Genomic DNA, 19,567 nt, shown 5'->3' with positions numbered 1-19,567 from the left:
TACGACCGTGCAGAAAATTCGAGGCATCTCAAACGCCGTCCTGAGCATTCCGGAATCAGCGACCCACGGAACCGCGGCGAAGCTCGCCGCGCTCAATCGTGGACTCGCCGAGGAAGACAAGATCATCGACCTCAGCATCGGTGCGCTGGACACGCCGACCGATCCCCGGATCGACCAGGGCGTGATCGAGTTCATCCAGACGAAATCCAACACGATCCACGCCTTCGCACCGGTCAAGGGATTTCCGTTCCTGCTGGATTCCGTGGCGGCCCGCGTGGCCCGCCTGCACGGAATCGAGTACGACCCGGAGAGCGAAATCATGGTCACGCCGGGCGGTGTGAAGGGGTCCATCTCGGTGACCTTCCACGCACTGCTGGATCCGGGCGACGAGGTCGTGATCCCCGTGCCCAACTGGCCGCACTACCCGGACATGGTGAGGCTTCACGAAGCCACGCCGAAGACCGTCCTGGTCACGGCGGACGACGGGCTGACGGCCCCGGCCCTGGAGGAGGCGATCTCGGAGCGAACCAAGATCGTCGTCCTCGGCGACTGCATCAACCCGACGGGCAAGATCTACTCGACCGAGGAGCTGTCGGCGCTGGCCCTCGTCATCGCCCGGCACAACCTGCGGCGCGAGGCCGGCGGGCAGAGCCCGATCCACGTCTTGTTCGACTGCCCCTACGAGGCCCACATCCTCGACGCCCGGGCCAGGACGTTCGGGGCCATCGACGTCCCGCTCCCGGACGGCGGCCACTGCTCCATGCGGCCGTGGACGGTCTCCGTGACCGGACCGGGCAAGACGTACGGCATGCACGGCGATCGGATCGGCTACCTCTGCGGTCCGGCGGACATCGTGGAAGCGGCCGCACGCGCCCAGGTCAACCTGACGTCGTTCGCGTCCACCTACGGCCAGGTCTCCACGCACATCGCGCTGAGGCCGGAGATGGACGAGGTGGCCACCGGCAGGGCGAGGACCGCGCGCGCCAACCTGGAGGCCATGCTGCGAGAGCTCGAAGCGGTCCCCTCGTTGCAGGTCCGCCGGCCGCAGGGAGGCTACTTCCTGTTCGTGGACCTCTCGGCCTACGCCGCCGCCTACCAGCGGCACGGCTACGTCACCGCCGACCAGTTCCTGCTGGCGGAGGCGAAGGTCGCCACGATCTGCGGCAACCACTTCGGCGAGGACGACCGCCTGGACCACTTCGTGCGGATCAACTGCGGCCGCACCGGTTCCCTCCTGAGCAAAGCCGGCATACGCATCAGGGATGCCCTCAGCCGTCTGGAGTCCTGACCTGAATGCCAATCCCCCGGGATCCCTGAGGTTCTGCATCATCGGTACCGGTTTCGCCGGTACGTGCGCGCTGTGGCATCTGGTCAGGAGGCTGACGGATCCACGGGTGCAGCCCCCGCTCCCCCGTTCGGCGATCTCGATCACCACGGTGGAGCGGGGGTCGGTGAACGGCCCCGGATACCCCTACGCCAAGGACAACGTCCAGCTCGGGCACCGGTGCAACAACGAGGCCAGCACCATGGGCATCCATGGCAACGACTTCGTCGACTGGATGGCCGAGAGCAAACCCCGGCTCATCAGGGACCACCCGGAACTCGTCCTGGAGACACACCCCGGGATCGAGCTGGCCGAGTGGCGGCCCGCGGACGGCGAGTTCTATCCGCGCGCGCTGTTCGGCCTGTACCTCGAAGACCGGTTCCGGGACACCGTCGAGACGTGCCGCGCGCACGGCATCGAGGTCCGGCAGTACGTCCGGCACGAAGCCTTCGACGGATACGCGGCGGAGGGGGGCTTCTCCGTACGCCTCCGCGAGCTCGGCACCCAGCGCGAGTTCACCGTGGAGGGCTTCGACCGCGTCCTGCTGAGCACCGGGCACTGGAAGCCCACGGAGACCGACGCGCTTTCGGGCCACGGTGGATACATCGCGTCGCCGTATCCACCGGACGCGCTGGGGCTCGCCGTCGCCGGCCGCGCCCGGTCCCGGCGTGCCCGCGGCGAGCGCCCCCGCGTGTTCGTCCAGGGCATGGGCCCGAGTGGCATCGACGCCATCATGTCGCTCACCGGCGAGGGCGAGTTCGCGTACACGCCCGACGGCCACGTCGCCTCGTACCGGCCGGCGGCGGGCGCCGGCCGGGAGCCGCTGCGGATCGTCGCCGGATCGCGCTCCGGGTTCTTCCCTCCGGTCCGGGGGCCGCTCGCCGACTACGAGCTGCACCACGTCACGGAGGAGAACCTGGCCGCGATCCGGCGCGAGCACCACGGTCAGCTGAGGATCGAGCCCATCCTGGAACTCCTGGACAAGGACCTGCGCCGGGCGACCGCCGGGGCGGTGGGGTGGCACGACGTCGAGCACCCCCGCTACCGCTCCGCCGGGGAGAAGCTCCGGAGCGATCTGGAGGACTCCTACAAGGGCAACCTCGTCTACACGATCGTGCTGAAGACGCGCAGGATGCGCTTCTACCACCAGCTCGAACCGAGCGACAAGGCCCTCTACGACCGCCTGCTCGACACCCACTTCATCCGCACGGCCGTACCCATGCCGGCCGCGAACGCGGAGAAGATCCTCGCCCTGATGGACGCCGGCATCCTGACGACCGTGCGGCAGGGTTACGACGCGCCGGGCATCGACGTCGGCGAAGACGGCCGGTTCCAGGTCGCCTACCGGTCCGCCGACGGCGCACCGTCGACTCTGCTAGCGGACTGCGTGGTCCGCGCGAAGACGCAGGATTTCCGGATGGAACGCCACCCCTCGGCGTTCGTGCAGAGCCTTCTGCGCCGGGGCGAGATCGTCCCCCACGAAGAGGGGGGATACACCACGGGCGGAATAGCGCTCGACGCCCATGGAAGGTATCGGGCGATGAAGCGGATGAATGGCGCGCGCGTCCCGTCACCGTATCTGTCGTCCTTCGGCGCGCCCGTCAGGTTCTGGCAGAACGAACGCAATTACGCCGGCGCATTCGTCGAGGCGGCGGAACGGGTGGCCGACGACTGGGTCGAATCGGTCACGGCCGCCGGTGAACGGCCCGTCGCCGGGGACGGCCCCGGGCTGGTCAGTACCGAAACAGGGAGATGAGCAATGGAAATGAAAGAGTTCCACTACCAGGACGGCCTGCGGGTCAGCGTGTTCAACCTCGACCACAAGGCCGTCCCGTATCACTTCCACAAGGAAGTGTCGGACATGATGTACTGCTCGCGGGGCCGGATCACGATCGAACTCCCCGACGCGGGCGAGTCGTTCAGCGTCGATCCGGGGCAGGTGTTCCAGGTGCCGAACCCGAGCAGGCACCGGTTCGTCAACGGCGCCCCCGTCGGGACGCCCTCGCGCTACGTCCTTCTCCAGATCGGCACGTTCGACATCAACTTCGTGCCGTCCGCCGAGGAGCTCGCCGAGCAGTTCGAAGGCCACCAGGCGACGCATGTGGCGGACGCCAGCGTCTACATCGAGAACCGCAGGGACGACATCCTGGGGCTCGCCGACCGCTTCGAGCAGGAGCGGCCCGAGGAGCTGACCTCGCAGGAGCAGGCCGACGTGGTGGAGGCACTGCGGTGCTTCGTGTCCCGCGGGATCGAGGCGGGGCACCCGGAGGCCGCCGTCCACCAGTGATCCGCAGCGACCTGTTCTCGTTCCACCTGACCACCTTCGCGCTGATCGCCCTGACGTTCTTCGTGGGTGGGTTGTTCAAGGGTTTGACCGGTCTGGGGCTGCCGCCCGTTGTCCTGGGGATTCTCACCGCGACGATCGGGATCCAGCCCGCGAAGGCGCTGATCCTCATCCCGACGTTCCTGACGAACATCCTCCAGGCTCTGCGCGGCGGCCACGGCCGGAAAGTCGCCAGGCTCACGTGGCCGTTCCTCCTGGCGGCCACGGTGTTCGCCCTGTCGGGCATCCTCACGCTGGGCTTTTTCCGGGCGGACGTGATGTCGTCCCTGCTCGGCGTGGGGCTCGCCGTGTACGGGCTGCTCGGGCTGTTCAAGCTGCGGGTCGACATCCGGGGGAAGTGGTTCCACCACCCCACGGGCGTGCTCTTCGGAGCCACCAACGGCTTCCTCACCGGAATGACCGGCTCCTCGGCCGTCCCGGGGGTCTTCTACCTGCAGTCCATCGGGCTCCTCCGCGACGAGCTGGTGCAGAGCATGGGAATCCTCTTCACGCTGTCGACGGTCGGTCTTGCCTCGTCGCTGCGGGCGCAGGACCTGCTCAGCGTGAACCTCCTCGTCATGTCGGCCCTCTCCCTGGCCCCGGCATTCCTCGGTATGTCGATCGGAAATCGGATACGCCGCGGGATACCCGAGGACAGGTTCCGAACGGTGCTCTGTGCGGCCCTGCTACTGCTCGGGTTGTACATTACGGTGCAGAATCTGGCTGGCTGACGAGGCGCCATGACGCGACGAGGGGAAGCATGATGGAACCGGCTCTGATCGAGCTCCTGCGCGAGTTGGAGGAATTCGGTGAGACCAACGACGCGGCGACGGACGACCGGAGCCGGAAGATGCTGAACATCACGCACGACACCGGCGTGTTCCTCGCGCTGCTCATCAAGGCATGCAAGTGCAAGAACGTGCTGGAGATCGGGACGTCGAACGGCTATTCCACGCTGTGGCTGGCCGACGCCGTGGGCCCCGGCGGCTCGGTCACGACCGTCGAGCAGGCACCCGGCAAGATCGCCATGGCCGAGCGGAACTTCCAGCGCTCCGGCCTCGGCCCCCGTATCCAGCAGATCACGGACGAGGCCGGCCGGTTCCTCGCCTCGCGCGGTGCCGGTGAGTACGACTTCGTCTTCCTCGACAGCAATCGCGGGCAGTACGCCGGCTGGTGGCCCTCGTTGCAGCAGGTCCTCGCGGACGGCTGCGTCATGGTCGTCGACAACGCCACCTCCCATGCCCCCCAGTTGGAGGAGTTCAACAAGCTGGTCGAGGCCTCGGAGGGCTACCTCAGCTCCCTCTCCCCGATCGGCAAGGGTGAGCTGGTGATCCTGAAGGACAGGTGACGGCCGGCGGCCGGACGTCGTGGGCGGGCCCCCGCCGGCGGGCAGCGAGTGCTGTGCGCCGGCGGGGGCCCGCCGTCGTGCCAGCCCACCGCTCGCTACGGCGGCGCGGGCGCCGCTGTGCCGCTGTGCCGCTGTGCCGCTCTGGCGGGAGGCGTCGGGAACGCGAGAGGCGCACACCGTCCCGTCCTCGGCCGCTCCCGTGTCTCTCGACCCGGAAACGTGGACGGTGGACGGCGTGCGCCCCACTCGATGAGGGAACCGTGTGGCCGTCAGCCCTTCGCCAGGACCGGCGGACCGGAGAACCGGTCTAGCTACCGGTCGTCGCCAGCGCCTCGTCGACGACCGGGCTCGCGGTCCTCTTACGCGTGCCGAGCGTGATGACCAGCGAGAGCGCTGTCAGCGCCACGCCGAACCAGACGGCACTCTCGACACCGAAGTTGTCGGCGAACAGCCCACCGAAGAGCGCACCGAGCGCGATGGACGTGTTGTAGCCGAGGGTGTTGATCGACATGGCGGCCTCGAACTTGTCGGGCGCCGCCCCGAGCGTGAGGTTGATCTGGGAGAGGTTCGCCCCGCCGAAGGAGAGGCCCCAGAGGATCACCGAGAGGATCAGGCCGAGCTTCGTGTGGCCGATCGTGAGGAGCAGCAGCAGCGCCGCGAGGATTCCGACGCAGGCGGTGATGAAGGTGGCCCTCAGGTTCTTGTTCACGGTGTATCCGGCGACGAAGTTGCCGGCCGCGCCGCTGACGCCGTACACCACGAGCAGGATGCTGATGAAGGCGGCCGAGGCGGAGGTGTTGTCCTCGGCGAACGGCCGGATGAACGTGTACGCCCCGAAGTGACCCAGCACGTAGAGGGCGACGGCGGTGGCCACCAGGCGCAGCCGTACGTTCTTGACCGGGAGCGAGAAGACCTCCCGCACCGAGACGGCGTTGTCCGACGGCAGCGACGGCACGATCGTGGCGACCAGGACGAACACCACCGCGCTGAGGCCGCTCCAGATCAGGAACGTGGTGCGCCAGTCGCTGAGGCTCTCCAGGAACGTTCCCAGCGGGATGCCCACGACCGTGGCGATCGAGATGCCGGACAGGGCGACCGCGGACGCCCTGCTCGCGTAGCGATCCGGAACGAGGCGCATCGCCATGCCGACGCCGATGGCCCAGAAGACGCCGTTGGCGAATCCCATGATCAGTCGCGTCGTCAGGACCAGCGGGAAGTTCGGCGAGATGGCCGTGATCAGGTTACCGAGAGCCAGGATCGCCAAGAGCGTGGACAGCAGCACACGTCGGTTGACATGCCTGGTCCACGCCACGATAAACGGTACGCCGAGCCCGGCTGAGACACCGTAAAGAGTGACCATCAGACCGGCGATGCCCACTTCGATCTTCAGGCTCGTACTGATCGGAGTAAGAAGGCCGACGGGCATCAACTCGGTGGTGACGAAAGTAAAGAGACTGGCTGTGATGACGGAGACACCCAGCCAGGACCGTAAGGCCGAGTGCGGGCGTTCAGCGATAGTAACCATTTCTTCTCTCTGAATTGTTTTAGGCTGTGGAGTCGGCAGAGGAACACCGGGGTCGATCGGTCGATGCGAGGCGCTCGGTTTCCGCGCCGCATTTCCGGGCTTCACTGCCGGCCCCACCTTCCGGGCGGTCGCTGCATTGTCCGGGATACGCCTGGCCGTGGAGGTGAGGACGTTCGATGCCAGCGCTCACCACCGGCTGGTCAAGCCGGCTGCGATGGCGTCCGAACTTCTTCAGTGCGCACCGGCGGACGGGGTGGGGTGTTGCTCATGCGTCATCATGAGCGCCCCCCTTCCACCGCCGACGATGACGTCGGTTCGGGTACCGCGGTATCGGGGGTGTCGTCCGGACTGAGCTTCTGCCGCTTGGCCGGCCGGGGCTGTGCGAGCAGCACGGCGGCGAGAATCACGACGATTCCGAGCAGCTGAAGGATCGACAGCGTCTGATCCAGGACGACATATCCAAGAAGGGTGGCGACGATCGGGCTTCCGAGGGCAAGGAAGGAAACCGCCACCGCGGGCAGTCGCTCTATTCCGCGGAACCAGATCACATAACTGATCACGGCGCCGAGGATAATGAGGTAGGAGAACCCGAGGACGTTCGTTCCGTTGATGCTGGACGGCAGGCCCTCGATGCCCAGCGTGAAGGGCAGCGCCACGAGTCCGCCCGCGACCAGCTGCCAGCCGGTGAAGGGCAGCAGCCCCACGCCGTCCGGGCGCCCCCACATCTTGGTCAGCGTGATGCCGGTGGCCATGCAGACGGCCGCTATCAGGGCCGCCACCACGCCGACGTAGTCGACTGTCGCGTTCCCCTTGAAGACGAGCAGTACGACACCGCCCGCGCCGAGGAGGCAGGCCAACACGTGCACCGGTTGGACCCTGTCCCCCATGAGCAGGGCCGCGAGGATCAGCACGACCATCGGCTGCACCGCCATGATCATCGCTGCTATGCCGCCCGGCAGGCGATAGGCCGCGACGAACAACAGGTAGTTGAACGCGCCTATGTTGAGCGTGCCGAGCACCAGGGCGCGCCACAGCCAGATCCCCTTCGGCATCGCCCGCGCGAAGGCCAGCAGGATCAGGCCCGCTGGAAGCGCCCGCACGGTGGTGGCGAGCATGGGGCGGTCCGGCGGCAACCACTCGGTCGTCACCATGTAGGTGGTGCCCCAGACAGCCGGCGCCAGTGCCGTCACGCCCGAGGTAAGTAATTGCTGGCCGCTCTTCATACCGCGTCGCCCTCCGTACCGAAGTACCGGTCATCGGGGTTCGCCGACGCCAGGCACCATACGGTAGTTTCCATGGAAGATAAGATTACTTTCCATGGAAGGTATAGTCAAGCCATGCCCCAGGACGGTGACTCCCTTGCGCCCACCGAAGCCGACGCGGTCGATCTCATCATCGACCAGTGGCATCGGGAGCGGCCCGAACTCGACCCCAGCCCGATGCACGTGATCGGACGCATCACCCGCCTGCACTGGGCGCTGGACGAACGGCTGTCCCGGGTCTTCGAGAGCTTCGACCTGGGCAGGGGCGAGTTCGACGTGCTCGGCACGCTGCGCCGCTCCGGCCCTCCTTACGAGCTGACGGCCGGTGACCTGCGCGGGTCGACGATGGTCACCTCGGGCGCGGTGACGAAGCGCGTCGACCGGCTGGAGCGCGCCGGCCTGGTCAGCCGCCGAGCGGCCGAGGACGACGGGCGCGGCCGGCTCATCCGCCTCACGGAGCGGGGCCGGGAGCTCATCGACGCGGCGGTCGAGCAGCACGTCAAGAACGAGACGCGGCTCGTCGCCGGGCTGACCGCCGAGGAGCAGGACGCCCTGACGCACCTGCTCCGCAAGCTGAACCGGACGCTGCCGAGCGAGTAGGGGCCCGCACCCGCGGGGCACTCCACCGCTGACGGGCCCCCACCGCGGCTGCCAGAGGCCCGGCACCGTGGCGGAGGGTCGCCCCGGGGGCGCGTCAGCGGAGGGTCATCCGCGGCGCGTCAGTCGAAGATGGGGTCGCGGGTGCGGGTGCGCTTGAGCTCGAAGAACCCGTCGGTGCTCGTCACGGCGATGACACCGTCCCAGAGGCGGCCGGCGGCCTCGCCCCGCGGGGCGGGGGTGATGACGGGTCCGAAGAACGCGACGAGTTCGCCGTCGGCTCCGGGCACGTGGATCACGGGAGTGCCGACCTCCTGGCCGACGGGGTCCATGCCGGCGTGGTGGCTGGCCCGGAGCTCCTTGTCGTAATCGGTGGAGTCCGCCGCCTCGATGAGCGCTGACGGCAGATCGGCCTCGGCGAGGGAGGCGAGCATCATGTCCCGCCCCAGGCCGGCCTTGTCGTGGTGGATCCGGGTTCCCATGGCGTTGTAGAGCGGCCGCATCACCTCGTTGCCGTACTGCTGCTCGGCCGCGATGCAGACGCGCACCGGCCCCCAGCCGTCGATCATGCCCTGCTTGTACTTCTCGGGCACCTCGCGGCCCTCGTTGAGGACCGACAGGCTCATGATGTGGAAACGGGTTTCGATGGGTCGCACCTGTTCGACCTCCAGCAGCCAGCGGGAGGTGATCCACGCCCACGGGCAGCGCGGATCGAACCACAGGTCGACAACGGTCTTGTCCTGCCGGTCCGGTGGCGAGACGGTCATGATCGTCAGGTCCTCTCATAGGGGATCTATACGGCTTGGTCGCGAGCGGCTTGCTGGGTTGCGAGCGGCCTGCCGGGTATGAGCGCATTCCGGGGCTTATGGATGATGAAGGTGACGGGGAGGGGGATGGTGTCGACAAGTTCGGTGCGCTTTTCGACGAGGGACGTGTGGCCGGCGTCGAATTCGAGGTAGGTGGTGTTTCGGCCAGGAGAAATCCCCCCGGGTGAACTACGGAAGACGGCGGCGACATCAGCCCTCGAACGGATCCGCACCCGCCTCGCTACCGTCACCGGCGTGCTAACCGCCCTGTCGAGGATTGTCGCGCGGCGAGGGCGAGCATCGCGGTGGCGGCTCACCCGCCACGGATGCCACATTCCCTATGCGACGCACCCGATTCGAACTGCGGGCCCGCGTCAGCATGGAGGGAAATCAGCGACCGGTCCCGATGGCTCAAGCAGAATTCACCGCCCGCACCTACGGGAGCTGCCAACCGGGCCCAGCGCGCCTCACCATGACGTCGCAGGTGAAGCCGGCCCGGACGGCGTGCGGACGGCATCGCGCCCATGAGTGGGTGCCCGCGGCACGCACGGTGGCCAAGGCGGGACGCATGTCGCGGGAGAAGGAGCGCGAGGAGAGACGTACACGGTCGGCGTCGTCGGCAACGCGCAGGAGGAATTCAGCACAAGAGGGGGTCGAACTCCGGCACCAGGGTCCTGATCGGAATTTCTCACCTGCAAGATGGGCACGGTCACCGTACTGCCGCCATATCCCCCGGGTTGATTTCCGGGATATGGCTCACTTCTGATAAGTGAACTTCGCCCATCGCACGATCCCCCTCATCGATCACTCCGCCCCCCTCCTTTTCCCGCAAGGAGATGGGCCCTCGTCCCGGCGACCGCCGCGACTCTATCCACCCGATTTTGCCCCCGCAACCCAGAATACCGAATTCCACATTATCGCGGGGAAGTTGACCGGTAATGAATGTCTGGATTATCCCCACCTATCTCGACATACACGGCTGATCTCACCCTAACGGTGATCCGATCCGGCCATGGGGCATTCGACGAGGAGCAGCGCGATGTCGTCGCCGCTGCGCGGGCTCACGGTCGTCTCGGCCCGCTCGATGACGGCGTCCGCCAGCGCGCCCAGTTCCTGCCGTCCCGCCTCGGAGATCTCCTCGGCAAGCCTGCCGATCGCCTGTCCCAGATCGATGCCGGGCCGCTCGACGAGCCCGTCGGTGTAGAGGGCCAGAAGCGCTCCAGGCGGCAGGTCGAACTCCGTGATCTCGTAGCGCACGTCCGGCTCGATGCCCAGGAGCAGCCCGGACGCCTTGTCCAGCACCTCGGTGGTGCCGTCCGGATGCCGCAGGATCGGGGGCGGGTGCCCGGCGGACACGAGCCGGACCCGGTGCCGGGGAACGTCGATGTGGGCGTAGACGCAGCTGCAGAACAGGCTGCCGCTCAGCTCGGTGAGCAGCCGGTTCGTCCGCGAGAGGATCTCTTCGGGCGGGGAGCCCGCCCGAGCGTGGGTGTGGACGGCGGTGCGGACCTGGCCCATGATGGCGGCCGCCTGGACGCTGTGCCCCTGGACATCGCCGACGACCGCTCCCACGACGGACTCGCCGAAGTCGATCAGGTCGTAGAAGTCGCCGCCGACTTCGAGGGCGTGCGTGGCGGGTCGGTAGCGGGCGGCCACGTCGAGCTGCCCGGGCCGGGGCAGCCGGTGCGGCAGCAGCCCCTCCTGGAGGCCGCGTGCGACCTGGGCGTTGGAGTCGTAGAGCCGGGCGCGTTCGAGTGCCTGCGCGATCATCCCGGCCAGCGAGGTGAGTTCGGCTCGCTGGTCGGTGGGGAAGAGCCTCGGCCGGTCGTACCCGAGGACGCAGCAGCCGATGGTCCGGCCGGACACCGTCAGGGGCAGGAAGGCGAACGCCGCCATGTCCCCGCAGTGCCGGTTGTTGGGGAAGTCGCGGATCAGGTCCGAGGCGTCGGAGTAGAACAACGGCACACCGGTCTCGATCGCCCGGATGCCGGCGGTCTGCGAGGACAGCGGGAGGCCGTTGAGGTACCTCTGCACCTCCGGGGGGAACCCGGCGGTCCCGACGACCTGGAGCCGTCCCTCGTCGGCCGTGAGCAGCGCCAGGCCCTGGGCGTCGAGGACCTGCATGACCTGCTCGGTCAGGGAGAACGTCAGCTCCTCCACATCGACGGCCCGGGTGAGGGCGGACGCGAGGTGCAGGAGGTGGAAGAGGGTGCCGGGGCGGGCCGGCGCGGCGGGCAGGGTGTCGGTGGCCGGATCCGGCGGGTCCTCGGGCCTGTCGGTCGGCCTGATGCGCACGGTGATCCCGGTGGTGTCGGGATACAGCAGGAACGCGAGCGACGTGCCGTCCGGCCGGTCGGCGGTGAAGCTGGTGGGAAGACGGCTGAAGAGAGCCGCGAGATAGGCGTTCTCGTAGGCGGGGTCGGTCAGCCAGGGCACCATCTGCCAGGGCCGGTTGCCCAGCAGCTCGGCGCGGTCGCGTTCCAGGAGGCCGGCCGCCGTGCTGTTCAGGAAGGTGACGCGGCCGTGCAGGTCGAGCGCGCAGACGCCTTCACCGAGCCGTTCGGTGAGGTCGGACGCGGGGTGGCCGTACCGCGGCGACGGCGGGTCCAGGGCGAGCGGGGTGATCCTCGGACGCACCGGGCTGCCCCGCGCCGCGGCCGTGCGCAGCCCCCGGGCGATCAGCTCCACGGCCCGCCCTATCTCGCTGGTCTCGGCGGGGGTCAGCTCCTGTGGGCGGTTGCCGGGCCACAGCATCAGGACGGCACCCCAGCAGGCGCCGTCGACGAGCACCGGAACGACGTACATGGCCACCGAGTAGGGGAAGGCGAGCGCCGTGCGCGGGAAGCGGCGGGCCAGCTCCTGCCGGTTGGGGAGCCACACCGGAGCGCCCGACCGGGCCGCCTCGGCCACCGGCACGGGGGCCGCCAGCGCCACCCGCGACCACGGCCGGGTCAGCCTGCTGGGCACCCCGGTCGCGGTCGTCATCATCATCAGCTTCCGCTCCGGGACCTTCAGATACAGCGCCCCGAAATGCGCGCCGACGGTTCTCGTGGCCCGGTCGAGCAGCCGGTCCACCTCCGCCGTCTCCGGGGCGACGGCGCTGTTCTCGTCTCCACGCATGTCCCACCGCCCTCCTCGTGCCCTTTCGGGAAGTTTTTCGGGAATACCCCAGTCTACGGGGCCGCAGATGCCATCAGCCCGACGCCGGGGCGGGGCGCTGAAGCGGGTGCTGGAGCGGCTACTGGAGCGCGGCGCCGGCACCCTCGCGTGACGCACGCGACGGCATGGTCGCGCGTTCCCGACCGAGTGGTCCACTATCCAAATCATCCACGTTATTCCTTTATATCCCTTTGTGGACCATACGGTCAATAACTGTTACCGTGATGTCATGGCCAGACCACGAGGGTTCGACGAGCGGAGCGTCCTGGAAGCGGTCCGCGAACAGTTCTGGAACGCGGGATACGCGGCCACGTCCCTGGACGACCTGATGCAGGTCACCGGCCTCGGCAAGGGCAGCCTGTACGCGGCCTTCGGGGACAAGCACCGGCTCTTCCTCAAGGCGCTGCGCAACTACAACGAGGTGAGCCACGGCTACCTGCGGAAGGAGCTCGACTCCGCCGAGCGGGCCGTGGACGCCCTGCGGGCGTTCATGATGGCTCCCGTGGGCGACGCCACCGGGGCAGCCGCTCGCCGAGGGTGCCTCATGGCGAACAGCACGTGCGAGCTCGCCACCGCGGACCCGGGCGTCCTGGCGGAGTCCCGGCGCACCTACGAGGCGACGACGGCCGCGGTCGCCGAGTGCATCGTGCGGGCCAAGGGCCAGGGCGATCTGCCGGCCGACGCCGATCCGCTCGAATTCGCCCGCTCCCTGCTCGCCGCGCAGCAGGGACTGGTCTTCATGGGGCGCACGGGCATGGACATCGACACCCTGACGGCGACGGCGCGCTCGCTCACCGCCCGGCTCCTGCCGGAGTCCTGACCCGCCCCCGCGGCGGGACCGCGCGGGGCGCTCACGTACGGCGCCCGACCCAGGCCCGGGCGCCGCCCCCTTCACCTCCACAGCAGGGTTCAGACCTGTATCTGGCCGCCGTCCACGAAGTACTCGGAGCCGGTGACGAAGGAGCTCTCCGGGCCGGCCAGGAACGCGACCACGGCGGCCACCTCGGCGGGTCGGCCCATCCGGTTCAACGCGACCTGGGAGGCGAGCACACCGTGGAAACCCTCAGTGCTCAGGCCGTTCGCCTCCGCCAGCCCCTCGATTCCGGGAGTGGCGGTGGGGCCAGGGGTGATGACGTTGACGCGCACGCCCCGGGGCGCGAGTTCGGCGGCCCAGGTGCGCCCCAGACTGCGGATCGCGGCCTTGGAGGCGGCGTAGAGGCCCATGCCGCTGATCCCCTGGTAGCTGGACGTCGAGCCGAGCAGGATCACCGAGGCACCGTCGGCCAGGAGCGGCAGCGACTTCTGCACGGTCAGCAGGGTGCCTTTCGCGTTCACCCCGAAGACGTGGTCGTACTGCTCCTGGGTGGCCTCCGCGAGGCTGGTCAGGACACCGAGGCCGGCATTGGCCACCACGGCGTCCAGGCGGCGTCCGTCGCCGCGGATGACGTCCATGACACGGTCGAGATCGGCCGCCTGCGAGACGTCGCACGGCACGGCGACCGCGCCGGGGCCGCACTCCGCCGCCGCGGCTTCCAGTTCGTCCTTGCGCCTGCCCGTCAGGTAGACGCGGGCACCGTCGCCGGCGAGACGCCGGGCTGTCGCGCGCCCGATACCGCTGGAGGCGCCGGTCACGAGGGCGGTCTTCCCATCCAGATGAGACATGGCGATGTCCTTTCGATGATCTCGTCACCCGCGTCCGTGCCTGCCTCGTCGCCCCGCTGAGCTCATGCGCTCGTCCACTCGCTCGCCGCCGTCGGGAAGCGGGGGGCATGGCAGGGGATGGGTCAGCGAGAAATTATTGACTATGTGGTCCAGAACATAGCGCGTTCTGGACGGGACAGTCAAGAACAGGGGTGGCCGCGCCCCTTCCACCCAACGTGAGCCCAGCCTCCCGAAAGGCCGCGTGCGGGCGCCGCGTTGATGTCCTGGAACGCGCTGATCCCTCCCTGGGCGCGGCACGCCCGACCCTTCCAGGCGGCTACCGGGACTCAGGCGGCGCGGCGACCGCGCGGCCCTTGCGCTGCGGGCTCGTGGCCGCGCCATCGCCCTTGAGCAGCAGCGAGAGAAGGGCGGTGACGATGCTCATCGTGGCGATGGCGTAGAACGCGATGCGGTAGCCGTCGACCGTGGCCGCGGAGCCGGTCGCGGAGCTGTTGCGGGTGACGGTGGCGGCGACGGTGACGAGCGCGGCCAGACCGAGGGCCGCACCGAGCTGGCGGCACATGTTGATCAGACCGGAGGCAACACCGGCGTTGCGCGGGGCGACGCCGGTGGTGGCGGCGACGATCGCCGGCATCATCGTCAGGCTCGTGCCCGCACCGATGACCACCGTGGGCAGCAGGACGTGTCCGACATAGTCGGACTGGTCGGGCAACGAGGCCAGCCATACCAGTCCGGCGGCGGCAACCAGGCCGCCGGTCACCACCAGGCGGCGCGGGCCGATCGCGGGGATCAGCTTCTGGGAGATCAGGACGCCTGCGCTGATCACGGAGACCATCGGCAGCAGCGACAGCCCGGTGCGCAGGGCGCTCTCCCCCAGCACCTGCTGCAGGTACAGCGAGAGGAAGAACAGCGGCGCGGTGATCACCACACCCATGCACAGGGTCAGGATGTTGCCGATGCGCACGTTGTGGATGGAGAAGACGTCCAGCGGGATGAGCGGGTCGCCGGTGCGGCGCTCGATCGCCACGAATGCCGCCAGCACCAGGATTCCGCCGATCAGCAGGGCGAGGACCCGTCCGGATGCCCAGCCGTGGTCCGGGGCGATGGACACGCCGTAGACGATCGCGGCAGCGGCCAGGGTGATCGTCACGGCACCGGGAACGTCCATGCGGGCGCGGGCCGTTGAGGGTGCGGAGGGCTGCAGGCAGATGAGACTGGCCACCAGCAGGCCGACGCCGATGGGCACGTTGACGAGCATCACCCAGCGCCAGCTCAAGGAGGCGGTCAGCAGGCCGCCGAGCACGATGCCGGCCGCGCCGGCACTGGACGCGGCGACGCCCCACCAGGTCATCGCGCGCGTGCGCTGGGCGGGGTCGGTGTGACTCGTGGTGATCAGGCTCAGGCTGGACGGTGCCAGCGCGGCGGCGCCTGCACCTTGCACGACGCGTGCCGCCAGCAGCATCCAGCCATCGGTGGCCAGGCCCCCGAAGAGGCTGGCGGCGGTGAAGACGACCAGGCCGGCCTGGAAGAGGCGGCGGCGACCGAACAGGTCACTGGCGCGCGAGGCGAGCAGCAGCAGGCCGCCGAATGCGATCAGATAGCCGTTGACACCCACTGCTGCGCGGTGTCCGACAGGCGGAGGCCGGCCTTCATCGAGGGAAGGGCCACGTTCACGATGCTGGAGTCGAGCACCACCATGAACTGCGCGGTGCAGGCGATCAAGGCAATCGCGGCCAGGACCACGCCCGGTTTGGCCACGGCCCGCGTCGCGGGCTGCGGGGACGTCAGCCCTCTGGAACGTGCGTGAGGCATGGCGAAGCTCCTCTGTACTGGGTGGCTGATGTACTGGGCGGCTGACCAGCTGCACCGGCACCATTGCCGGATAGGCTGTCCACCAACAGTAGGCCGATGCCGGATAGGTTGTCCACTTGGGTGGGGGTGAACGCACGGGCGCGACGCAGGGAGGCGAGCGCGGCCCACCGCCCACGCGGGGTGATACCGGATCGGAGAAGGGTGATGACTGACAAGAGGGCGTTTCCCACACGGCGGGCAGCGGCCGAACGCAACCGCGACAAGATCCTGGCTGCGGCCCGCACCGCGTTCGCCGAAGGTGACACCGACATCTCCATGGCCGGGGTTGCTCGGCGCGCGGGCGTCGGCATGGCCACGCTCTATCGCAACTTCCCCGGACGCCAGGAACTGCTCGAAGCCCTCTACGCCGGGGAAGTCGACGCCATCTGCGAAGCCGCGGTCATGGAAGACGGACAGACGCCGGGCGCGGCACTCACTGCCTGGCTGCGCCTGCACTTCGACTTCCTCCCCAACAAGCGCCTCATCGTCTCGGAGTTGCTGGAGCACACCGGCCAGGACGGCCCGCACAGCCGTCGCGAGCAGGCCCTCGCCGCCGGCCGGCCCCTGCTGGCCGCCGCGCAGAAGGCCCGTGAGGTGCGCGACGACCTCACCCTGGAGCAGGTCTTCGACATGATCGTGGCCATCGCCAAGATCCACGGATCCCCGGACTACCTCGAACCGATCATCCAGACCATGCTCAACGGGCTCCGCATCCCAGCCGGCGAGTACGACCATGGGCGTGCGGGTTCTCGCTGACGGTCGTCTGCGGGGGTCGAGCGAGTACGCCTTGCTCCGGGCGCCCTTGGCCTTGACAAGGCGGCGGGCGGGCGGCGAGGGCCAGACCCTCGGCGTTCACGCCGACGACGTCCTCCGCGCGGGCGGCGGCCCCGTGGAGCACCCGCCACGGGGTCCAGACGGTCCCCTGCTGTCAGGCTTGACGGGCGCAGGACGCAAGGCGGTCGGCGAGCGCGATGACGAGGTGGCGCAATTCGTCGGGGCGCTCGATGACGAAGGGCCGGTCGAGTGAGGCGAGTACCGGCGGCAACCAGTCGAGGGTTTCCGCCCGTAGCTCGACTCGCAGCCAAGGCCCGCTCGCCGGATCCGCGCCTGCCGCGGGAGCGATCTCCTCCAGCCTCGCAACGCCGGCCGGAAGCCGGGCGCGGCGTCCGGCTTCGTGAACTCGCCGGGCGGAGCTGTGAATGCGAGGGATTCCAGGACCGTGTCGAGTGCCCGGGACAACCGCTCGGGCAGCACCCTGCGGATCTTGGCTGCCGCCGTCTCGTTCGCCGTGTCCGTCGTCGTTTCGCGCCCCCGCTGCCCCCTCGCGAAGGCACACGAATCAACCGGCTGAACGAACGGGTCCCACAAGAACGGGATCAGTCTGCCCGGCGGACCGCCAGGAGCCAGCACCGCTCACGAACCTCATTCCGTCCCGTACCTCACGACGTCAAACGTCAGGAAACGGGGAACCAGGCCGACAGACGCTTGGCGATGGCCGGTACATCGATATTGTCCTGCGCGACTTCCTCGACGAACGGACCGGCAATGGAGACGTGCGGCGGGGCGATGCCGGCGCTGACGCCGTTGAACCGCAGGAAGACACGCATCGCGAGCCAGGCGGTGCGCTTGTTGCCGTCGATCAGCGCGTGATTGCGGGCAACGGAGTGCAGCAGAGCCGCCGCCTTCTCGTGCAGCGTGGGATACAGCTCGGCTCCGAACACGTTCGTCCGGGGTCGTTCGATCGCCGACACCAAGAGTCCCATGTCACGCACGCTGTGCTCGGTATCGTTGACCTTGCGGGCGATGGCGAGGATCTCGTCGATCTGGATGTAGCGCACTTCGGTCACTTCAGGTAGTCCAGGATCTCCGCATCGCTGTCCATGAGCTCGGCCAGGACGTCATCGACCTTCAGCTCGGCCCGATTCTCGGCGTCACGGATGGCCTCAATGGCAAGTTCCTGCTTACTGCGGCGCTCCCGACGGGCCCGCTCGGTGAGTTTCGCGTCAAGGTCGTCGGGGAGTCGGAGTGTCATCGCCATACAGCGATGATACCGGACTGGTATCTAGGTGGCGAGGTGATACCAGCCACTCAAGGCCTCGGACCACGGCGCCGTCCTTTGCGGCCCGGTCGGGTCGCACTCTCGGTTCCACGGTGCGTGCGACGAGGTGGCAGCACGCGCCGTGGCCGGCGAGGTACAGTCGGACCCCCGGCCCGGAGTCCTTGGCCGCCGACGGCCCCGGTCCGCGCGGCCCGGGGCCGGAGAGGTCCGCGAGGTTGAGAATTTCCGATATTCGAGCGTCATCCGAGCGTCAAAATTCCGCATTCCGCATCGCCAGTCGCCCGCGAATCCCGTGCCGGCCCTTGAAGCTGTAACTCAGGCCGTTCTGCACACGCGAACCTCAGTCGACGCACTCCAGAGCGAAAACGGGTGAACTGGCCACCTGGAAAATAAAGCAGCAGGTCAGCGGCCTTTTTCGGCAGGCTCAAGCACCGCCACGCACTCCACGTGATGCGTCATCGGAAACACATCAGCCGGAACCACCTCAGAGAAACTCCAGGTCAGACAGGGTTTCGCGCCCGGACCCGAGAATCCACGAACCCCGCGAGCGTCGAACGAGCGTCACAACCGGCGGAATCGACGACATGACCGGGCGTCGTCCGACATCAGATCGGAAGGTCGTCGGGTAGTACCCGGAACGCCTTGTGCCGGCCCAATGGGCGCACAGCCCGGAAGTCGCGACGGTCGAGTGTGAGTACGGCGTCGGTGTCGTAGTCAGCAGCAAGGGCCACGTTCACCGCATCCGCGAGATCCAGGTCCAGATCGCGATAGCGGGCCCGCACGGACTGGGCGACCCCGAGATGATCTTCCGTGATCTCAGGCAGAGCGATACGGCCCCGACGCATCCAGTGCCGGATGTCGTCGACCGCGCTGAGCGCCGCTTCACGGCCGATCTCGCGCGTTGCTACGTGATCGATCTCCGCGAGCAGCAACGGGGACATCACCAGGAGTCCAGCAGCCATGATCGCTTCATTCGACGCCTGGTGCTCGGGGTGGGTGGAATCGAGCGCCGCAAGGAGCCCGGAGGTGTCCGCGATGACGATGATCACGCGGCGGTCCCGGACCCGGCCTCGCGACGCACGGCATCGGCGACGGCGTCACGCACCTCGCGCTTGCCGGGCGTACTGCCCGTCCCCCGGAAGGTACGGGAGAAGAGAGGCTCGTCCCAGACACGGTTGGCCATGGCCGCGAGATGGATGCCCTGACGGATGATCTCGGCCTCACTGACGCCGCGCCGCTTCGCGGCCTCCTTGATAATCGCGAGGTCTTCCGGATCGGCGTAGACGTTGGTTCGCTTCATGGACATGTACCAAAGCTAGCATATGTACCACAACGATGTATGCTCATCACGGGGCCCGTGGACCCGTGCGCCCCTTGAGAGGGGTCGCTTGCCTGCGCAAGGCCGACGATCCACATCAGTAGAAGAGGTATTCGCCAAAGTCCCGTAAAATCTGCAGGTCAAAATGCATTCTCCTGTCTCGGGCACAGGCTGTGAGGCGGCAGGAGCGTCCAACGAACCTCACCGGCTGAGGCACGCTAGCCGGTGAACTGAGCGGGGCGGGCGCCCGACACCGACGGTTCGCGAACGGGAGTAGCAGGCCGTCCCGCTTATCCGGGACAGCGGGAACCGGGAGCGGAGCGGCCGACTACT

Annotated in this window: 20 protein-coding genes; 8 read left to right on the top strand and 12 right to left on the bottom strand. The window is 68.3% G+C overall.

Going from position 1 to position 19,567, the window contains the following annotated elements; genetic code table 11:
- Positions 1–7: 7 nt before the first annotated feature.
- Genes Sm713_RS30440 through Sm713_RS30420 form a run of 5 tightly spaced genes read left to right on the top strand, consistent with a single transcriptional unit; the run spans position 8 to position 4,995 of the window.
- Positions 8–1,288: a pyridoxal phosphate-dependent aminotransferase gene (locus tag Sm713_RS30440; RefSeq protein WP_212913192.1), complete on the top strand. Its 1,281-nt coding sequence runs from the start codon at positions 8–10 to the stop codon at positions 1,286–1,288.
- Positions 1,263–3,080, top strand: a complete 1,818-nt coding sequence (locus Sm713_RS30435; RefSeq protein WP_212913191.1) for an FAD/NAD(P)-binding protein — start codon at positions 1,263–1,265, stop codon at positions 3,078–3,080. Before Sm713_RS30440 ends, Sm713_RS30435 begins: the two co-directional genes overlap by 26 nt.
- A 3-nt stretch (positions 3,081–3,083) precedes the next feature.
- Complete coding sequence (locus tag Sm713_RS30430) at positions 3,084–3,611, top strand: hypothetical protein (protein WP_212913190.1); 528 nt, start codon at positions 3,084–3,086, stop codon at positions 3,609–3,611.
- Positions 3,608–4,378: a sulfite exporter TauE/SafE family protein gene (locus tag Sm713_RS30425; protein ID WP_212913189.1), complete on the top strand. Its 771-nt coding sequence runs from the start codon at positions 3,608–3,610 to the stop codon at positions 4,376–4,378. The genes Sm713_RS30430 and Sm713_RS30425 overlap by 4 nt, the downstream gene beginning before the upstream one ends.
- Before the next feature lie 29 nt (positions 4,379–4,407).
- The gene (locus Sm713_RS30420) at positions 4,408–4,995 is read left to right on the top strand and encodes an O-methyltransferase (protein ID WP_212913188.1); all 588 of its coding nucleotides are present in this window, start codon (positions 4,408–4,410) and stop codon (positions 4,993–4,995) included.
- Positions 4,996–5,302: 307 nt separating this feature from the next.
- Here the strand turns inward: Sm713_RS30420 and Sm713_RS30415 are convergent, their stop codons facing one another.
- Both Sm713_RS30415 and Sm713_RS30410 read right to left on the bottom strand, forming a co-directional pair.
- Complete coding sequence (locus tag Sm713_RS30415) at positions 5,303–6,520, bottom strand: MFS transporter (RefSeq protein WP_212913187.1); 1,218 nt, start codon at positions 6,518–6,520, stop codon at positions 5,303–5,305.
- A gap of 275 nt (positions 6,521–6,795) precedes the next feature.
- The gene (locus Sm713_RS30410) at positions 6,796–7,743 is read right to left on the bottom strand and encodes an EamA family transporter (protein WP_212913186.1); all 948 of its coding nucleotides are present in this window, start codon (positions 7,741–7,743) and stop codon (positions 6,796–6,798) included.
- A 114-nt stretch (positions 7,744–7,857) separates the two neighbouring features.
- On the opposite strand from Sm713_RS30410, the gene Sm713_RS30405 reads away from it, so the two are divergent.
- The gene (locus Sm713_RS30405; protein WP_212913185.1) at positions 7,858–8,382 is read left to right on the top strand and encodes a MarR family winged helix-turn-helix transcriptional regulator; all 525 of its coding nucleotides are present in this window, start codon (positions 7,858–7,860) and stop codon (positions 8,380–8,382) included.
- A 119-nt stretch (positions 8,383–8,501) separates the two neighbouring features.
- On the opposite strand, the gene Sm713_RS30400 is transcribed toward Sm713_RS30405, so the two are convergent.
- Together Sm713_RS30400 and Sm713_RS30395 are read right to left on the bottom strand one after the other, a co-directional pair.
- A complete protein-coding gene (locus Sm713_RS30400) occupies positions 8,502–9,146 on the bottom strand; it encodes a DsbA family protein (protein WP_212913184.1) in 645 nt (214 codons plus the stop codon).
- Positions 9,147–10,175: 1,029 nt separating this feature from the next.
- Positions 10,176–12,305, bottom strand: coding sequence for a SpoIIE family protein phosphatase (locus tag Sm713_RS30395; protein ID WP_212913183.1), 2,130 nt, complete (start codon positions 12,303–12,305; stop codon positions 10,176–10,178).
- 268 nt (positions 12,306–12,573) lie between these two features.
- On the opposite strand from Sm713_RS30395, the gene Sm713_RS30390 reads away from it, so the two are divergent.
- Positions 12,574–13,164 (top strand): TetR/AcrR family transcriptional regulator, encoded by a 591-nt coding sequence (locus tag Sm713_RS30390; RefSeq protein ID WP_212913182.1) that lies wholly within the window; start codon positions 12,574–12,576, stop codon positions 13,162–13,164.
- Positions 13,165–13,253: 89 nt separating this feature from the next.
- On the opposite strand, the gene Sm713_RS30385 is transcribed toward Sm713_RS30390, so the two are convergent.
- From Sm713_RS30385 to Sm713_RS30375, 3 genes are all read right to left on the bottom strand, one after another.
- Entirely contained in the window at positions 13,254–14,006 is a 753-nt protein-coding gene (locus Sm713_RS30385; RefSeq protein WP_212913181.1) for an SDR family NAD(P)-dependent oxidoreductase, read from the bottom strand.
- 316 nt (positions 14,007–14,322) lie between these two features.
- Entirely contained in the window at positions 14,323–15,621 is a 1,299-nt protein-coding gene (locus Sm713_RS30380; RefSeq protein WP_212913180.1) for an MFS transporter, read from the bottom strand.
- On the bottom strand, positions 15,600–15,818 hold the full coding sequence (locus tag Sm713_RS30375; protein WP_212913179.1) for a hypothetical protein: 219 nt from the start codon (positions 15,816–15,818) through the stop codon (positions 15,600–15,602). Before Sm713_RS30375 ends, Sm713_RS30380 begins: the two co-directional genes overlap by 22 nt.
- A gap of 204 nt (positions 15,819–16,022) precedes the next feature.
- Here Sm713_RS30375 and Sm713_RS30370 point away from each other — a divergent pair, with 204 nt between their 5' ends.
- Positions 16,023–16,613 (top strand): TetR/AcrR family transcriptional regulator, encoded by a 591-nt coding sequence (locus tag Sm713_RS30370; protein WP_212913178.1) that lies wholly within the window; start codon positions 16,023–16,025, stop codon positions 16,611–16,613.
- Between the two features lie 172 nt (positions 16,614–16,785).
- Here the strand turns inward: Sm713_RS30370 and Sm713_RS41520 are convergent, their stop codons facing one another.
- The 5 genes from Sm713_RS41520 to Sm713_RS30350 all read right to left on the bottom strand — a co-directional run bounded on the left by Sm713_RS41520 (position 16,786) and on the right by Sm713_RS30350 (position 19,222).
- Entirely contained in the window at positions 16,786–17,193 is a 408-nt protein-coding gene (locus Sm713_RS41520) for a WYL domain-containing protein (protein WP_374196093.1), read from the bottom strand.
- A 118-nt stretch (positions 17,194–17,311) separates the two neighbouring features.
- On the bottom strand, positions 17,312–17,704 hold the full coding sequence (locus Sm713_RS30365; RefSeq protein ID WP_212913177.1) for a type II toxin-antitoxin system death-on-curing family toxin: 393 nt from the start codon (positions 17,702–17,704) through the stop codon (positions 17,312–17,314).
- Entirely contained in the window at positions 17,701–17,895 is a 195-nt protein-coding gene (locus Sm713_RS30360) for a ribbon-helix-helix protein, CopG family (protein ID WP_212913176.1), read from the bottom strand. The genes Sm713_RS30365 and Sm713_RS30360 overlap by 4 nt, the downstream gene beginning before the upstream one ends.
- A 626-nt stretch (positions 17,896–18,521) precedes the next feature.
- On the bottom strand, positions 18,522–18,965 hold the full coding sequence (locus Sm713_RS30355; RefSeq protein ID WP_212913175.1) for a PIN domain-containing protein: 444 nt from the start codon (positions 18,963–18,965) through the stop codon (positions 18,522–18,524).
- On the bottom strand, positions 18,962–19,222 hold the full coding sequence (locus tag Sm713_RS30350; protein WP_212913174.1) for a CopG family transcriptional regulator: 261 nt from the start codon (positions 19,220–19,222) through the stop codon (positions 18,962–18,964). Before Sm713_RS30350 ends, Sm713_RS30355 begins: the two co-directional genes overlap by 4 nt.
- Between the last annotated feature and the right edge of the window lie 345 nt (positions 19,223–19,567).

Origin of the sequence: Streptomyces sp. TS71-3 (assembly GCF_018327685.1) — a bacterium.
GTDB lineage: Bacteria > Actinomycetota > Actinomycetes > Streptomycetales > Streptomycetaceae > Streptomyces.
This window is presented reverse-complemented; position numbering and strand designations above follow the sequence as displayed.

Coding starts and splice junctions, on each gene's coding strand:
- Sm713_RS30390 (WP_212913182.1), top strand. CDS start 12,574: ATGGCCAGACCACGAGGGTTCGACGAGCGGAGCGTCCTGGAAGCGGTC.
- Sm713_RS30435 (WP_212913191.1), top strand. CDS start 1,263: ATGCCCTCAGCCGTCTGGAGTCCTGACCTGAATGCCAATCCCCCGGGA.
- Sm713_RS30415 (WP_212913187.1), bottom strand. CDS start 6,520: ATGGTTACTATCGCTGAACGCCCGCACTCGGCCTTACGGTCCTGGCTG.
- Sm713_RS30405 (WP_212913185.1), top strand. CDS start 7,858: ATGCCCCAGGACGGTGACTCCCTTGCGCCCACCGAAGCCGACGCGGTC.
- Sm713_RS30395 (WP_212913183.1), bottom strand. CDS start 12,305: ATGCGTGGAGACGAGAACAGCGCCGTCGCCCCGGAGACGGCGGAGGTG.
- Sm713_RS30385 (WP_212913181.1), bottom strand. CDS start 14,006: ATGTCTCATCTGGATGGGAAGACCGCCCTCGTGACCGGCGCCTCCAGC.
- Sm713_RS30430 (WP_212913190.1), top strand. CDS start 3,084: ATGGAAATGAAAGAGTTCCACTACCAGGACGGCCTGCGGGTCAGCGTG.
- Sm713_RS30370 (WP_212913178.1), top strand. CDS start 16,023: ATGACTGACAAGAGGGCGTTTCCCACACGGCGGGCAGCGGCCGAACGC.
- Sm713_RS30420 (WP_212913188.1), top strand. CDS start 4,408: ATGATGGAACCGGCTCTGATCGAGCTCCTGCGCGAGTTGGAGGAATTC.
- Sm713_RS30350 (WP_212913174.1), bottom strand. CDS start 19,222: ATGTCCATGAAGCGAACCAACGTCTACGCCGATCCGGAAGACCTCGCG.
- Sm713_RS30400 (WP_212913184.1), bottom strand. CDS start 9,146: ATGACCGTCTCGCCACCGGACCGGCAGGACAAGACCGTTGTCGACCTG.
- Sm713_RS30375 (WP_212913179.1), bottom strand. CDS start 15,818: ATGCCTCACGCACGTTCCAGAGGGCTGACGTCCCCGCAGCCCGCGACG.
- Sm713_RS30410 (WP_212913186.1), bottom strand. CDS start 7,743: ATGAAGAGCGGCCAGCAATTACTTACCTCGGGCGTGACGGCACTGGCG.
- Sm713_RS30360 (WP_212913176.1), bottom strand. CDS start 17,895: ATGGCGATGACACTCCGACTCCCCGACGACCTTGACGCGAAACTCACC.